Origin of the sequence: Nostocoides vanveenii (assembly GCF_039531165.1) — a bacterium.
GTDB lineage: Bacteria > Actinomycetota > Actinomycetes > Actinomycetales > Dermatophilaceae > Nostocoides_A > Nostocoides_A vanveenii.
This window is the reverse complement of sequence record NZ_BAAAPN010000055.1, coordinates 18,406-33,333: the sequence shown is the minus strand read 5'-3', so window position 1 is coordinate 33,333 and position 14,928 is coordinate 18,406. Positions and strand designations below refer to the sequence as shown.

The window sequence follows — 14,928 nt, the reverse complement described above, 5'->3', positions numbered from 1 at the left end:
GCGCTCAGTCCTTCTTGTCCGTCGCGCCCGAGGTGGCGCCGGCCTTCGCGGTGGTCTTGGTGGCGGTCTTGGTGCCCTTTGATGCTGCTGAGGTCTTGGCCGACTTGGTGCCCTTGACCGGCCCCAGCGTGGGAGCCGTGATCACCGTAAACGCCTTGTCCGACTTGGCCGCCTGCGCCACGCCGACGACGGTCCCGGCGCTGAGGTTGATGAACGCCGGGGACTGCGCCGGCACCATGCCGAGCTTGAGCGCTTTGGTCGCCAACGCGGCGGGCGCCCGCAGCTGATCGAGTTCGTGCGTCAGCACCTCCTGGCGGTCGGCGAGGATGTTCGATTCTCCGACCAGGGCGCCGCGGACATAGGTGCCCTTGGCCAGGGCGGTGTTGACCATCAAGGCAGCCAGCAGGCCCACGATCAAGGTGACACCGAGCACGACGATGAAGCCGAACTGCCGGGCGACATACCGGCTCGGCACGACGGTCAGCGTCGGCCGGATGGGGCGCCTGGTGGGGACCGGGCTCACGTCGATGGCGTGGAGCTGGCTCATCGGGTTCCTTTCGTTTCGCGGAGGCGTTCGGCGGCGCGCAGGCGCACGGAGGCGGATCGGGAGTTGCGCGCCTGTTCGGCGGCGGAAGCCTCCTCGGCACCGCGGGTGAGCAGGCGCAGATAGGGGCGGTGTTCCGGCAGTTCGACCGGCAGCCCGACGGGCGCGCTGCTGCGCGCGCCGGAGGCGAGCACCGTCTTGGTGATCCGGTCCTCGAGGGAGTGGTAGGAGAGCACGGCGATCCGTCCGCCGACGGCGAGGGCGTCGATGGCGGCGGGGAGGGCACGCTCCCATACGCGCAGTTCGTCGTTGACCGCGATACGCAGCGCCTGGAAGGTCCGCTTGCCCGGGTGCCCGCCGGTGCGCTGCGAAGCGGCGGGGATGGTGGCGGTGAGCAGCTGGACGAGCTCGGCCGATGTGGTGATGGGGCGGACGGCTCGCTGGGCGAGGATCGCGCGGGCGATCCGCGCGGCGAATCGCTCCTCGCCGTAGTCACGCAGGATCCGCGTCAACTCCGCGGCATCCGCAGTGGCCAGCAGATCGGCCGCGCTCTGTCCGCTGCTTTGATCCATCCGCATGTCGAGCGGCCCGTCGAAGCGGTAGGCGAAGCCGCGCCCGCCGTCGTCGAGCTGCAGCGACGAGACCCCGAGGTCGAAGAGGACCGCCTGCGCGCGCGCAACGCCGAGATCGGCGAGCACGGCCGGCACCTCGTCGTAGACCGCGTGCACACCGCACACCCGGTCCCCGTATGCCGCGAGCCGCTCCCCCGCGCGAGCCAGCGCCTCCCGGTCGCGGTCCAGCCCGATCAGCCGGGCGTTCGGGCAGGCGGCCAGCAGCGCTTCCGCGTGCCCACCCAAGCCCAAGGTGGCGTCGAGCACGACGCTGCCGGGCTCGGCGAGCGATGGCGCGAGCAGGTCCACGATCCGGTCGAGCAGGACGGGCACGTGCCGGAAGTCGGCAGGTGCTCCGCTGGTCATGGATGGCCTCTCGGGGGCTTAGAGCTGGGGCTGGATGACGGTGGAGGGAGGTGGTGCCTGGGAAGCGATGGCTCGTGGTCCCCAGCCGCCCCGGCACGGGGGAAGTCGGGTCGGGAGGACGGCTGGAGGCCGCGGGCCACCGCATCGGGTCAGAACACGAACTCCTCCCCATCGGCGTTGAGGTCGTCGAGTTCGAGGTTGCTGGAGGCTTCGATCTCCGCGTAGGCCGCGGTGTCCCACACCTCGACGTAGTCGCCCTGCCCGACCACGGTGCAGTCGCGATCCAATCCGGCATAGGCACGCAGCGGGGCGGGGATGGTCACCCGGCCCTGGCGATCCGGCGCCTCGTCCGCGGCCTGTCCGAGCAGCGCGCGTCGCAGATTGCGCACGCTGCGGCTGGAGGTGGTGGCGCTCGCGAGCCGGGCGGCGATGCGGGCGTGGAAGACCGCCTCGGGGTAGATGGTCACGCAGCGGTCGGGGCCCTTGGTCAGCACGACCTTCTCACCGAGGCCGTCGCGGTACTTGGCGGGGAGGAAGAGCCGGCCCTTCTCGTCGAGGCGCGGGGTGTAGGAGCCGAGAAAGGCCGCAGTCATCGAGCCCATCACCCACCTTCCACCCAGGCTCCACCGATTTCCCCCACCTTACCCCACCAATGTCGCTATCAAGTCGAAATTGTTCGCGTTTCCCGTACGTACAGAGCTGAAATTGCAGGTCATTCGTGGGTGGGGGAAAGTGGGGCACTTTTCGCTTTGTCTCGGCCAACTTGCGGCGTTCGGTCGCGAGATGGTGACGAAGCGGGCTCACCGGGCTACCGCCGGGGGGTTCGTGGGGGAAGATGACGGCGTGCTGCACGTCGGGGGCAGCGAAGGAGGCGGCACTGTGGCTGATCAGCGAGGCGGACCCACCGAGGTCACGCGGGCGCGGGCGCTCGAAGAGGTGCTCGAGGTCACGACAAGCCTGGCGGGCGCGATGCGGACCGTCATCGAAGGCAAGCCCGAGGTGGTCCAGACAGCGATCACGGCCTTGCTGGCCGAGGGCCACCTGCTGCTCGAGGACGTGCCGGGTGTCGGCAAGACGATGCTGGCCAAGACCTTGGCCAAGTCCATCGACTGCACCGTGCGACGCATCCAGTTCACACCGGACCTGCTCCCCAGCGATATCACCGGCGTGAGCATGTTCAACCAGGACGTGCGCTCCTTCGAGTTCCGGCCGGGCGCGATCTTCGCCAATGTCGTCGTCGGCGACGAGATCAACCGCGCCTCGCCGAAGACCCAGTCGGCCCTGCTCGAATGCATGGAGGAGGGCAATGTCACGGTGGACGGGCGGACCTATACCCTCCCGCATCCCTTCATCGTCATGGCGACGCAGAACCCCATCGAGATGGAGGGCACCTATCCCCTCCCCGAGGCCCAGCGCGACCGCTTCATGGCGCGGGTCTCGCTCGGGTATCCGAACCCGCGCAGTGAGATCGACATGCTCAGCCGGCACGGCTCCGGATCACCCCTGGAGCGTCTGCAGCCGGTCACCGACGCCGCGACCGTCAGCCGGCTGATCCATGCCGTGCGGCTGGTCCATTCCTCCGACTCCATCCGCCAGTACATCGTCGACCTGGCGACGGCTACCCGCGAGAGTTCGGCCCTGCGCTTGGGCGTATCCCCGCGCGCCACGCTGCACCTGTTGCGCGCCTGCCGCGCCCACGCGGCTCTCGCCGGGCGCGACTATGTGCTGCCCGACGACGTCCAGGCGCTGGTCGTCCCGGTGTGGGGCCACCGGATCCTGCTGACCGGCGAGACCCTGCATGCCCGGCGTTCCCCGGCCGATGTCCTGCGCTCGGTCACCGACCGGGTGCGCGTTCCGGCACCGGGATTCTGATGCCCCGGCGGCGCACGACCGACGCCCTGACCCTGCGTGGCCGGGCCTTCGTCGCGGTCGGTGTGGCGCTGGTCGTCTGCGGCATCCTGCTCGGCTTCCGCGATATCACGCGCGCCGGCGTCCTGGTCGCCGGCCTTCCGGTTCTCGTGCTCGTGCTGAGCCGCACGCAGCACGTCGCCATGACCACCCGGCGCGATGTGGCCCCGGCCGTGGTCCCCGTCGATGAGCCCGGGGATGTGCAGTTGTTCATCACCAACCCCGGGACACGCACGACCCCGATCATGATGGCCGAGGAGCAGCTCGACTACGCCCTCGGTGACCGGCCGCGTTTCGTGATCCCTCGCATGGGCGCGGGTGTCAGCCACCAACTCCATTACCGTGTCCGCTGCTCGGTCCGCGGCCGCCACCAACTCGGACCACTGGGCCTGCGGATCAAGGATCCCTTCGAGTTGACGATCCGGCATGCCATCGTCCCCGGGGTGGGCGAACTGATCGTGTTGCCGAAGGTGGTTCCCCTGCTGGCGACCCGGATCATCGGCGGCCTCGGCAGCGAGGGTTCGGTGCCGCACATGATCGCGCTGCACGGCGAAGACGATGTCTCGGTGCGCGAGTATCGCGACGGCGACGACCTCCGGCGCATCCACTGGCCTGCCACCGCGCGCACCGGCGACCTGATGGTGAGACAGGAAGAGCGGCCCGCAACTCGGCGGGCGGTGCTCCTGTTGGACAATCGAGCCCAATGCGAGGGCGAGCCCCGTCCTGCCGCTTCCTTCGAGTGGGCAGTCACGGCCGCCGCCTCCATCCTGGCCCTCGTCATCCCCAGTGGCGTCGCCGCCCGGCTGGCGCTGGACGGTCGGGTGCTCGGCGACGCCACACGCGATGCCCTGCGCCTCGACGATGCCTTGATCGAGCTGGCCGTGGCGGACACATCGGATTCGCCGACCCTGGTCCCGAGCATCGAGGCGGCCGCGGAGGCCGCCGCCGGCGGTGCGCTGTGCGTGGCCGTCGTCTGCCCGCTCCCCGACCACGAGGCCGACCTGCTCAGCCGCGTCCGGCCGCCCGGATCGGCAGGCATCGCGCTCGTTCAGGAGCTCCCCGGATTGTCGGCCGAGGCCGCCGGAGCGACGGCTGCCCGCTTGCGCGACCGCGGCTGGGGGACGGTCGTCGTTCCGGTCGGCATGGGAGTGGCCGAGGCGTGGTCCTCGGTCGAGACCGCAGCGGCGGGTGTCCGATGAGGCCGGCCGCCGCCCGGCTGCCGGACGCGCTGCTCGCCGCCGCGGCCTCGTGGGCCGCGCTCGCGCCCCTGAGCACCCTCTTCGACAGCTACTCCTGGACCGGCCCGGCTGTCCTGGTCTCGCTCGTCGTGGTCGTGACCGGGCTGCTGGCTCGCTTGGTGATCCGTCGCGGGCTGCTGGTCCTCCTGGTGCAACTGCTCGCCGGCCTGGAGGCCGCAGTCCTGCTGCACGGGCGCGGGCATACGTGGTTCGGATTGCCCACCTGGGAGACAGTGCGCGCCTTCAACAACGTCCTCTTCGAGGGCCGGATGACCCTCGTTCGGTATGCCGCGCCGGCCCCGACCAACCGGGGCATCATCGTCGGCCTGACGCTGCTGACGCTGCTCTTTGTGGCGCTGATCGACTTTTGCGCGGTCACCCGACGCAGCCCCGCCGTGGCCGGTATCGCGCTCGTGGCCGCCTACCTCGTCACCGCAACCAACAGCGGGGCCCCGCTGGCTTGGTACTACTTCGCGGCCCCGGCGGTGCTCTGGCTGGTGATGCTGGCGCGCACCGGCACCGGCTCGCTGCGACGGTGGGCGACCTTGGTGGCCCGGCCGGTCGAGGGCGATCGGCCGCGGGACCCGGTGGACAGTTTCGCCGACGTCGCGCGCAATATCGGGATCGCCGTGCTGGCGGCCGCGATCGCGGTGCCCTTGATCGTGCCGCACTTCCCCACGCGTTTCCTGGTCGACGGCTTGGGGCGCAGTTCCAACGGGACGTCGGACGCGGGATTCGCGTTGAGCACGACCTTGGATCTCAAGCGCAATCTGCAAAGCCCGTCGGACAAGCCGGTGTTGACCTATCGGACCAGCGATCCGTCGCCGAGCCCGCTGCGCGTGGCGATCCTGGATGAGTATGTCGGCAATGGCAACTTCCGGACCGATTCGACGATCGCTGATCGCGCGGTTTCGCGGGGTACCCCACTGACAGCGTTGGTCCCGGACGCGCTGCCGCCGGGCCTGACGTCCATCCTGGATGCGGTGCCGTCCGACAACATTGAACGCGCCGAATGGCAGTTCCGTGACGGGGAGTTGCTGCACCCGCGTATCGCCTTGCCGTATGGCGCGGCGAGCCTGGACGTCGACGGCCAGGAGTCGGTGCGCGAATACGCGAACGGGCAGGTCGAAGTCGAGGACACGGCGAAGAGGTACACGGTCACCAGCGTCGAGGTCGTGCCGACCACGGCCATGCTGCAGGAGTCGCGCGTCTCGGACGGCGTGTTCCGGGGATGGAACCAGGAGACCGTCACCCCGCAAGACCTGGCGATCGACCCCCTGGCCACCGGCGCGTTGAGCCAGGTGCTGGCGGATGTGGTGCCACCGGGGGCCACCGACATCGAGGCGGCCATCGCCATCCAGGACTATCTGCGTTCCCCAGCATTCACCTACAGCCTTGACCTGGTTCCCGTAGCCGAGGGCGAGGACCGAGTGGCGGCCAATCCCATCGTGCACTTCCTGGCCACCAAGCAAGGCTTCTGTCAACAGTTCGCCGGCACCATGGTGATGCTCGCCCGCCAGTTCGGGATCCCGGCACGGATCGTGGTGGGCTTCCTGCCGGGCCGGCTGGACAAGGGCGAGCGGACGGTGCTCGCGAGCGACGCGCACGCCTGGCCGGAGTTGTACTTCGAGCCCCTCGGCTGGTTGCGCTTCGAACCGACGCCGGCCAGCCGCAGTGGCGCGGTGCCGGCATACGCGCGGGAAGGCAATGGCACCTCGAGCGCCACCGCGAGTTCGAGCACCACGGCGTCGGCGTCGTCGACGACGCGGCGCGCCCAGCCGGGGGTCGACGTGCCCACGCCGCAGGGGCAGACCTCGCTGGACCGGCCGATCTGGCAACGGGTCGGAGACATCCCGAGAGCCGCCTGGGTCGTCTTGGCGCTCGTTCTGGGCATCATCGGCTCGCTGGTCCTGCCCGTCACCGCGCTGCTGATCCGGCGGCGGCGATTCGCCGCTGCGGCGGACGATGCCGCGATGGTCGAGTTGAGATGGCAGGAGATGATCCGGCGCATCGGCGACCTGGGCGTACGCACGCCCGACGCCCTGACTCCGCGGCAGATCCAGGGTCATCTGACCGAGCGCGCGCTGCTCTCTCGGGAACCAGCCGCTGCCCTCGGTCGCGTCGTCACCGCCGTCGAGCTGGCGCGGTATGCCGGCCCGGGCACGTCCTTCGCCGACCCGGCGAAGGACGTCGATGCCGTCCTGGAGGCCGTCGACTCCAGCCGGTCGCTGGTCCCGAGGCTACGCGCCCGGCTGCTGCCGTCATCCGCGACGGCCGCCCTCGGCCGCTCGGGCCGACGGATCGCCGACTTGCCGCGCGCGGCCTGGGAGCCGGTGCGCGATTCGGTCGCGGATCTAGTGCGCCGCCGCCGCTGACGCCCGAGCGGGATGTCGCCTGCCGGCGCGCGGAGCAGGGTGACCTGCACCGATGCCGACCGGCGACGGTGGCGCTCAGTCCAGGTAGTCGCGCAGAACCTGGCTGCGGCTGGGGTGGCGCAGCTTGCTCATGGTCTTGGACTCGATCTGGCGGATCCGCTCGCGGGTGACCCCGTAGACCTTGCCGATCTCGTCCAGCGTCTTGGGCTGGCCGTCGGTCAGGCCGAAGCGCATCGCGACGACACCGGCCTCCCGCTCGGAGAGGGTGTCGAGCACCGAGTGCAGCTGCTCCTGCAGCAGGGTGAAGCTGACCGCGTCGGAGGGCACGACGGCCTCGGAGTCCTCGATCAAGTCACCGAATTCGGAGTCGCCGTCCTCGCCCAGCGGGGTGTGCAGCGAGATCGGCTCGCGGCCGTACTTCTGCACCTCGACGACCTTCTCGGGGGTCATGTCGAGTTCGCGGGCCAGCTCCTCCGGGGTGGGCTCGCGACCCAGGTCCTGGAGCATCTGGCGCTGGACGCGGGCGAGCTTGTTGATGACCTCGACCATGTGCACCGGGATGCGGATGGTGCGCGCCTGGTCGGCCATGGCCCGCGTGATCGCCTGCCGGATCCACCAGGTGGCATAGGTCGAGAACTTGTAGCCCTTGGTGTAGTCGAACTTCTCGACTGCGCGGATCAGACCGAGGTTGCCTTCCTGGATCAGGTCGAGGAAGAGCATGCCGCGGCCGGTGTAGCGCTTGGCGAGCGAGACCACGAGCCGCAAGTTGGCCTCGAGAAGATGGTTCTTGGCCTTCTTGCCATCCTGGGCGATCCACCACAACTCGCGCTTGAGCTTCTGGTCGATCTTGTCCAAGGTGGCCAGGCGCTCCTCGGCGAACAGGCCGGCCTCGATCCGCTTGGCGAGTTCGACCTCCTGCTCGGCGTTGAGGAGGGCGACCTTGCCGATTTGCTTGAGGTAGTCCTTGACCGGGTCGGCCGTGGCGCCCGCGGTCACGACCTGCTGGGCCGGAGCGTCGTCCTCGTCGTCGTCACGGATGACGAAGCCGGCCGACTCATCGTTCTCGTCGCCGGTGCTCGCCTTGGGCTTGGCGTCCTCGCCCTCCTCGTCCTCGGCGTCTGCGTCGGCCGCCTCGGCTTCGGCTTCGGCTTCGGTCGTGTCGATCACCTCGGCCACGACCTCCACGTCGCCGCCGTCCTCGGCGAGGTCGGCGGTGTCGATGTCCTCGACGTCCTCGGTCACGTGGTCGTCGACGTCCGAGACGTCCGGCGCCGTCGATGAGGCGGCCTTGGTGGCCGTGGCCTTCTTCGCTGTGGGCTTCTTCGCGGTGGCTGCCTTCTTGGCCGGGGCCTTTGCGGTCGCTCCAGCCACCGCCTCCTCATCGCGCTGCGCCGCCGTCTTGGCCGGCGCAGCCTTGGCTGCCGCAGTCTTGCCCGGCGCGGCCTTGGCTGCCGCGGTCTTGGCGGACGCGGCCTTGGTGGTCCGGGTGGCCGCAGCCTTGGTGGGGGCCGTCTCGGGCGTGGCTTCCGACGCCTTCGCGGTCGCCGACTTGGCAGCGGTCTTGACCGCGCTGCGGCGCGCCGACTTGGCCGGGGCCGCCACGACGACCTCGATCCCCTGCTCCTCCACGGCCCGGACGACGGCCTTGAGTCGTTGCTGGGTCACGCCGGCATCGGCCATGGCGTTCTTGAGGTCCTCGCCGGTCACCGAGCCGGCGGTGCGGCCCTTGCGAACCAGGTCTTGGAGGGCGGCATGGGTGAATTCGCGGGGCAGCTCGGAAGCGGGTGCGGACGTTCGTGGCACTTGCGGCACGACACCTTTCGCAGGGAGAAATCGTGGTCGTCGCAGACACGGTGAAGGCACCCGCGACGGGTGAAGCTTGCTGTGGTTGGGTTCCCAGGTGATCCGCGCACCGAGGGGAGGAAGATGGTGAGCCTGGCACGCGCGGACCGCTGTCGACATTATAAAACGGCGCACCGGGGTTCGCGTATTCCGGTGGGCAATCTGCCCACTGCTGCGCCATGATCCGGGTCGCTGCTCGCCCACGCGACCGCGCTGAAGCCGCGCGAGACCCGCTCGATGCGCCCTCGCGTCGCCTGTTCCGTCGCTGCGTCAGTCGGCTTTGACGGCCAGCACCGCGCAGGGGGCGTCGAGCAGGATGCGCTGCGCATTCGAGCCGAGGATGAGTTTGCCGACCGGGGTGCGGCGGCGCAGGCCGATGACAATGAAGTCGGCCTTGAGCTCCTCGGCGACGGCGATGAGGTCCTCGGCGGGCTCCATCCCGCGTACGAGTGCGCGCATCGACACATCGATGCCGTCGGCCTTGAGTTGCTCGACGAGTTGGGCGAGCTCGACCTCGGCGGGCGAGTCCGCGCCATACGCGGTGGTGTCCCGGCCGCCGCGGGCGGAATTGACGATGACCATGGGAACGCGGCGGAGCCGGCACTCCTCCGCGGCACGGGCAATAGCCGCCCGCCCCTCCTTGGTTGGCACGAAGCCGACGACGATCGACACCATTTCCTCCTTCATCGCAGGGCGGTGCCCCTTGCTCGGCCCAACCTACCCGACGCCATGGCCGTATGGCGCATGAGGTGACACTTCCCCCGGCCCGCCCGGTCGGGCCGCTCCGGGGCGGTAACCGGGCAGGATCCCGATGCTGATCAACTGCCGGATGAGTCCGGCAAGCACGTGCACGGGGTCCGCCAGCAGCGCCGCCTCGACAGCCGCCTGAGCCGTCATTCCGTCACCCAGCCGGCCCGCGAGAACGCTCGCCACGACATACGGACCTGCGGACAATGGTTCCGGCGAGCGGGTCGCCAACAGCAGACACCTTGCCAGCACCAGGTGCTGGGCCTGTGGGTCAGCGACCGGAGAGTGATCGCCGACCGCTCCCGCGCCGACGGCCCGCGCGCGCAGCACCGCACCGAAAGGCAACTCGCCCAACGGCAGGATGCCCGGGGCCAGATGGGCGAGCAGCGCATCGCGGAAGTCCCGGTCGAGCAGACTGCGCGCGAGGCCGATCACCGCCTCCGGCGATGGGTTGTAGGCATCCGGCCCGTCGAGCGGCTGCGCTAGGTCGAAGAAGGCCTGCCACCAGCTCGTCGCCAGCACCGGCGTCCTTCGCTGCCGGCGACTGAGCGCCGGCAGCCGCGCTTGGAAGGCTCGGTCGGGTTCGAGACGGGCGATCGCGCTGGCGCGATCCGGCAGCACGCCGCGGCCCATCCCGACCAACTCGGCCACGGGTCCGCAATCGGCGGCAGCCACTACCGCGCGCCAACTCGATGCCCATTCCTGCTCGTCACAGCCCACGTGCGCCCAGCGGTCACCGTCAACCAGGGCCGCGAACAAGACCTCCAGGCCGGCGCGCGTCGTCAGGGCAAGGGCAGAGTCCATGGCCAGCCACCCGGCCGGCCGGGCGTCGTAGGCCACCAACACCACGGCGTCGGCGCCCGCCCCAGCCGCGCGATCGAGTGCCTGGCCGAAGCCGCGATCGGCGAGGCTCGTGCGCGAGATCTCCGCGGGAATGTCGAGCCGGGCCACGAGGATCACGCCCCGCTCCCTGGTGAAGATCGCCACCAGCGAGCGCTCGGGTGATGTTGACCGGACTAACGACCGTGGGCGCTGGTAGGACTGGGGACCGTTACTGGGTCTGCTGAGGAGTCCGTTGTGAGTCGTGATCTTGACCGTCTCGTTGTTGGTCGTTGGGGCTCTGTTCGGCCGGGAGGCTCGGGCGTGGCGTGGGTTGTGCAGGACGCCGAAGGTCTGATCGTGGGGCCGGTTGCCGAGTTCCTGCGCGACTTCGCCGCTCGAGGAAACAGCGCGGGCAGTGTTCGCTCTTACGCGTACGTTCTGCTGCGCTGGTGGCGCTGGCTGGCCGCCGTCGGCGTCGATTGGGATCGTGCGACCGCCGCGGAGGTGCGTGACCTGGTGTTGTGGCTTCAACTGCATCCGAAACCTCGCCGGTCGGCCAGGACGCTGTCGGCTGATCTCGTGGGGACTGTCAACCCGAAGACGGGTAAGCAGTATCTGGATGACCACTACGCGGCGCGCACTATCCGGCACAACAATGCAGCTCTGGCCTCGTTCTACGAGTATTGGGCTGAGCAGGGCCGGGGGCCGGTGATGAATCCGGTGCTTCGGGCCGGGGGTGGGCGCCGCCCGAATGCGCATCACAACCCGATGATGCCGTTCCGTCCCGAGGGCAAGCTGCGGTACAACCCCAAGGTTCCGCGTCGGCGGCCGCGGGCCTTGACCGATGAGGCCTGGGACGAGCTCTTCGACACCCTGACATGTCATCGAGACCGGGCGCTGCTGGCGTTGACGGTCAGCAACGGTGCTCGCGCCAGCGAGGTCCTGGGGATTCGAGGGGCCGACGTCGACTGGGGCAACCAGCTGGTCCGGGTAATCCGCAAGGGGTCCCGGGCGCAGCAGTGGCTGCCGGTGAGCGAGCCGGCGATGGTGTGGCTGCGGCTCTACCTGGCCGAGGTCGGCAAGATCGGCCCGGGTGATCCTGTGTGGGTGACGGTGCGCCGCCGTCAACGCCAGGGCACGCTGACACGGGTCCCGATGACGTACGAGGCGCTGCGCGCGGTGCTCCGACGGGCCAACGCTCGTCTGGGGACGAACTGGACGATGCACGATCTACGGCATACCTGCGCGCTGCGGATGGCCGCCGACGAGAACGTCTCTTTGCGCGATGTGCAAACCATCCTCGGGCATGCCCACATGGAGACCACGGCGGAGATCTACCTGGTCGAGGACGAACGCCACACCGTTGAGAAGGTCGCCGCCCACCTGGCCCGCCTCCAAGAACCCAAGCCCGACCCGGCCCCGGTGGCCACCGCCTACAGGTCGGCTGATTTGGCGGTCCTCTTCGGCGACGGGTTGCTGCCGTGATCAGCGCGCTGCGCCACGAGCAGATGGCCAAGGTCGGCAGCCGGCTGCGGCTGCATCCGGAGCTGGTCGGGGTCACCTTCCCCGGCCCTCACGATCAGGCGGACCGCGCCGAGGTGCTGAGGATCGCCATGAAGCTGCCGGACTGGCCGACCGTCGTGCACGACCACAACGAGCTCGTCGAGGGCATCGGCTGGGTCCTGGACTGGCTGGAGACCTTCCCCGGGGACGGCTGGCACGACCGGTGGATCGCGGCCGGCGCGAACACCGACCCGGACTCGTGGATCCTGAGGCGTCACGGTCAGGACCCTCGGATCGCACCCAGCGTTCGCGCGATCGCCGTCTCCGGCATCAGGACCCTGATCGTGGCCCGGGTGATCCTGCCGGACTACCCGTACTTCTCCGCCCTCAAGACCGCGATCGGGTACCGACAGATCCTCGCCCAACAGGACCCCGACCTGCGGCAACGCCTCCAAGACGGCATGGACCGGCGGCACATGAGCGCCAAGACCCAGCACGACTGCTGGACCGTCCTGGCCCGCGTCATGCTCCACACCGGCCACGACCTGCCCGCCATCACCAAGAACGACCTGTTCGCGTTCCGCTCCGCCCAGCTCCTCCAACTCGGAGTGCGCGCGGCCGGGTGTCACCAGGTGTGGGAGCTGCTCACCGACGTCGGGATCCTCGAGGCCAACCACGGCCTGTACGAAGAGCTGCGGCTGGGGCAGCGGAGCGTGGCCCACCTGGTCGACCGCTACGACATCACCCCCGGACCGATCCGCGACCTCTTCGTGCGCTACCTGCAAGAGCGCAAGACCTCGGTGGACTACACCACGCTGTCCGGGTTGGCCGCTGACATCGTCGGCAACTTCTGGGCCGACATCGAAAAGCACCACCCCGGCATCGACACCCTCGCCCTCCCTGCCGACGTGATCACCGCCTGGAAAGAACGCCTAGCCACGGTGGTCGGCGTCAACGGCGAAACCCGGCCACGCGCCAGCAGCGGCTACATCCTGCTCAACGTCCGCTCGTTCTACCTCGACCTGCGCGACTGGGCCCACGAAGACCCCTCCATCGTCCCCTACGCGGTGCCCTCCCCGGTCACCCGCGCCGACGCGACCGGACTCAACCGACGCAAACTGCACGTGCGGGCCAAGATCCACCAACGAATCCGAGAACGCGTCCCCCTCCTGCCCGAGATCGTCGCCCATCTCGAACGCGAACTCGCCCAGGCCCGCGCCCTGCGCGAGGCCGCCGCCAAGGCCCCGCTCGATGACCTGTTGACCGTGGATGGCCGCAGCTACGTCCGCGAGGACGGGTACGTCAAAGCCGCCCGGGGTCTGCCGCCGGGCACCTCATATGTCGTTCGTGACCTTGAGACCGGGGAGCGGTTCAGCACCACCCGACGCGAACACGACGCGTTCTGGCTCTGGGCCATCGTGGAAACCCTGCGCCACACGGGCCTTCGGATCGAGGAACTCCTCGAACTCACCCACCTCGCGCTGGTCTCCCACCGACTGTCCACCACCGGTGAGACCGTGCCGCTGCTGCAGGTCATCCCGTCCAAGACCAACCAGGAACGCCTCCTGCTGGTCACGCCCGAACTGGCCAGCGTCCTGGCCCTGGTGATCAGCCGGCTGCGCAACCAGAACCACGGCACGATCCCGCTGGTAGCCCGCTACGACCACTACGAACGCACCGTCGGGCCCCGGCTGCCGCACCTGTTCCAACGCGACTACGGCAGCGGGCCCACCGTCATCGGCACCACAAGCCTGCGGCAATGGCTCAAAGCCTTGTTCGTCCGCATGGAGTTACGCGACCGGGCCGGTGAACCAATCCACCTGACCCCGCACGACTTTCGTCGGATCTTCTCCACCACAGCCGTCCAGGACGGGCTCCCGCTGCACATCGCCTCCAAGATCCTGGGCCATCGGCACCTGACCAGCACCGAACCCTACGTCGCGGTCTTCCAAGACGACCTGATCCGCACCTACCGCACCTTCGTCGACAACCGGCGCACCGGCCGTCCCCCGCAGGAGTACCGCGAACCCACCGACGCCGAATGGGAAGAGTTCGAAGAACACTTCACCCTGCGCCGGGTCGAACTGGGCAGCTGCGCCCGCCCCTACGGCTCCCGCTGCGAACACGAACACGCCTGCCTGCGCTGCCCCGTACTCCGAGTCGACCCCGCCCAACTCGACCGGCTGGCCGCGATCATCACCAACCTCGAAGAACGCATCGTCGAAGCCGAGGAGCGTGGCTGGCCCGGGGAGGTCGCCCAGCTGACCGTCACCGTGAAGGCTGCCCGCGACAAACTCGCACGCCACACCCCCACCGGGCCGTCCACGGCCCACGGGCTGACTCTGCTGCCCCACCCGACCACGCGGGCACTGCAGGACGCGAAAGGGGGGTAACCCTGGGCACCCGCCGCTGCTCAGTGGGAAAGGAATCGTTCGGCGTCGAGGGCGCCCGCGCACCCGGAGCCGGCGGCGGTGATGGCCTGACGGTAGGTGTGGTCGACCAAGTCCCCGCAGGCAAAGACCCCGTCCATGGTGGTGCGGGTCGAGCGGCCCTTGCGGGGCCCCACCCGAAGTAATATCGTCTTGTGGCGATGACAAAGCAAATGCGCGATGAGTCCCTAATTGGAGAGCAGGAAGCCTTGGCGGCCGCAGCATGCCTGTTCCACGGGTTCAGCGACACCTCCCGGTTGACGATCGTGCAGCATCTGAGCCTGGGTGAACACCGCGTGGTCGACCTGGTCGCCCACCTCGGTCTGGCGCAGTCGACGGTGAGCAGACACTTGGCGTGTCTGCTCGATTGTGGGCTGGTAACGATGCGGCCCGAGGGGCGGGCCTCGATCTACGCGCTGGCCCACCCCGAGGCGACGATGGATCTGTTGCGCGGCGCTGAACGCCTGCTGGGTTTGACCGGGGACGCGGTCACGCTGTGCCCGCGCCACGGGGCTGGGGTGGCCCAGTGAACTCCGCCCGCTC

General features: G+C 69.4%; 12 protein-coding genes and 1 pseudogene. 6 read left to right on the top strand and 7 right to left on the bottom strand.

From position 1 onward, the window contains the following. Window positions 1-4: 4 nt before the first annotated feature. From ftsL to mraZ, 3 genes are all read right to left on the bottom strand, one after another. Entirely contained in the window at window positions 5-547 is a 543-nt protein-coding gene (gene ftsL, locus ABD209_RS12260; protein WP_344066704.1) for a cell division protein FtsL, read from the bottom strand. After that, on the bottom strand, window positions 544-1,521 hold the full coding sequence (gene rsmH / locus ABD209_RS12255; protein ID WP_344066701.1) for a 16S rRNA (cytosine(1402)-N(4))-methyltransferase RsmH: 978 nt from the start codon (window positions 1,519-1,521) through the stop codon (window positions 544-546). Before rsmH ends, ftsL begins: the two co-directional genes overlap by 4 nt. A 149-nt stretch (window positions 1,522-1,670) precedes the next feature. After that, window positions 1,671-2,114, bottom strand: coding sequence for a division/cell wall cluster transcriptional repressor MraZ (gene mraZ, locus ABD209_RS12250; RefSeq protein ID WP_344066697.1), 444 nt, complete (start codon window positions 2,112-2,114; stop codon window positions 1,671-1,673). Window positions 2,115-2,400: 286 nt separating this feature from the next. On the opposite strand from mraZ, the gene ABD209_RS12245 reads away from it, so the two are divergent. From ABD209_RS12245 to ABD209_RS12235, 3 genes are read left to right on the top strand one after another with little or no spacing between them, the layout of a single operon-like run. Continuing rightward, a complete protein-coding gene (locus tag ABD209_RS12245; RefSeq protein ID WP_324387680.1) occupies window positions 2,401-3,393 on the top strand; it encodes an AAA family ATPase in 993 nt (330 codons plus the stop codon). Then, window positions 3,393-4,628 (top strand): DUF58 domain-containing protein, encoded by a 1,236-nt coding sequence (locus ABD209_RS12240; protein WP_344066694.1) that lies wholly within the window; start codon window positions 3,393-3,395, stop codon window positions 4,626-4,628. The genes ABD209_RS12245 and ABD209_RS12240 overlap by 1 nt, the downstream gene beginning before the upstream one ends. Continuing rightward, window positions 4,625-7,042: a transglutaminase TgpA family protein gene (locus ABD209_RS12235; RefSeq protein ID WP_344066691.1), complete on the top strand. Its 2,418-nt coding sequence runs from the start codon at window positions 4,625-4,627 to the stop codon at window positions 7,040-7,042. Before ABD209_RS12240 ends, ABD209_RS12235 begins: the two co-directional genes overlap by 4 nt. Window positions 7,043-7,117: 75 nt before the next feature. Here the strand turns inward: ABD209_RS12235 and ABD209_RS12230 are convergent, their stop codons facing one another. The 3 genes from ABD209_RS12230 to ABD209_RS12220 all read right to left on the bottom strand — a co-directional run bounded on the left by ABD209_RS12230 (window position 7,118) and on the right by ABD209_RS12220 (window position 10,621). Beyond that, window positions 7,118-8,845 carry an RNA polymerase sigma factor gene (locus tag ABD209_RS12230; protein ID WP_344066688.1) on the bottom strand — a complete coding sequence of 576 codons (1,728 nt, stop codon included), beginning with the start codon at window positions 8,843-8,845 and terminating at the stop codon, window positions 7,118-7,120. Between the two features lie 309 nt (window positions 8,846-9,154). Next, entirely contained in the window at window positions 9,155-9,556 is a 402-nt protein-coding gene (locus ABD209_RS12225) for a universal stress protein (RefSeq protein WP_344066685.1), read from the bottom strand. A gap of 45 nt (window positions 9,557-9,601) precedes the next feature. Beyond that, complete coding sequence (locus ABD209_RS12220) at window positions 9,602-10,621, bottom strand: DUF4192 family protein (RefSeq protein ID WP_344066740.1); 1,020 nt, start codon at window positions 10,619-10,621, stop codon at window positions 9,602-9,604. A 153-nt stretch (window positions 10,622-10,774) separates the two neighbouring features. Here ABD209_RS12220 and ABD209_RS12215 point away from each other — a divergent pair, with 153 nt between their 5' ends. Both ABD209_RS12215 and ABD209_RS12210 read left to right on the top strand, forming a co-directional pair. After that, a complete protein-coding gene (locus ABD209_RS12215) occupies window positions 10,775-11,938 on the top strand; it encodes a tyrosine-type recombinase/integrase (protein ID WP_201329247.1) in 1,164 nt (387 codons plus the stop codon). Continuing rightward, window positions 11,935-14,349 (top strand): tyrosine-type recombinase/integrase, encoded by a 2,415-nt coding sequence (locus ABD209_RS12210; RefSeq protein ID WP_048696524.1) that lies wholly within the window; start codon window positions 11,935-11,937, stop codon window positions 14,347-14,349. The genes ABD209_RS12215 and ABD209_RS12210 overlap by 4 nt, the downstream gene beginning before the upstream one ends. 20 nt (window positions 14,350-14,369) lie before the next feature. On the opposite strand, the pseudogene ABD209_RS12205 reads toward ABD209_RS12210, so the two are convergent. Then, window positions 14,370-14,510 (bottom strand): annotated as a pseudogene (locus ABD209_RS12205) (thioredoxin-disulfide reductase); the annotation flags it as partial. A gap of 36 nt (window positions 14,511-14,546) precedes the next feature. Here ABD209_RS12205 and ABD209_RS12200 point away from each other — a divergent pair. Further along, window positions 14,547-14,915, top strand: a complete 369-nt coding sequence (locus ABD209_RS12200) for an ArsR/SmtB family transcription factor (RefSeq protein ID WP_048696522.1) — start codon at window positions 14,547-14,549, stop codon at window positions 14,913-14,915. The last annotated feature ends 13 nt before the right edge of the window (window positions 14,916-14,928 follow it).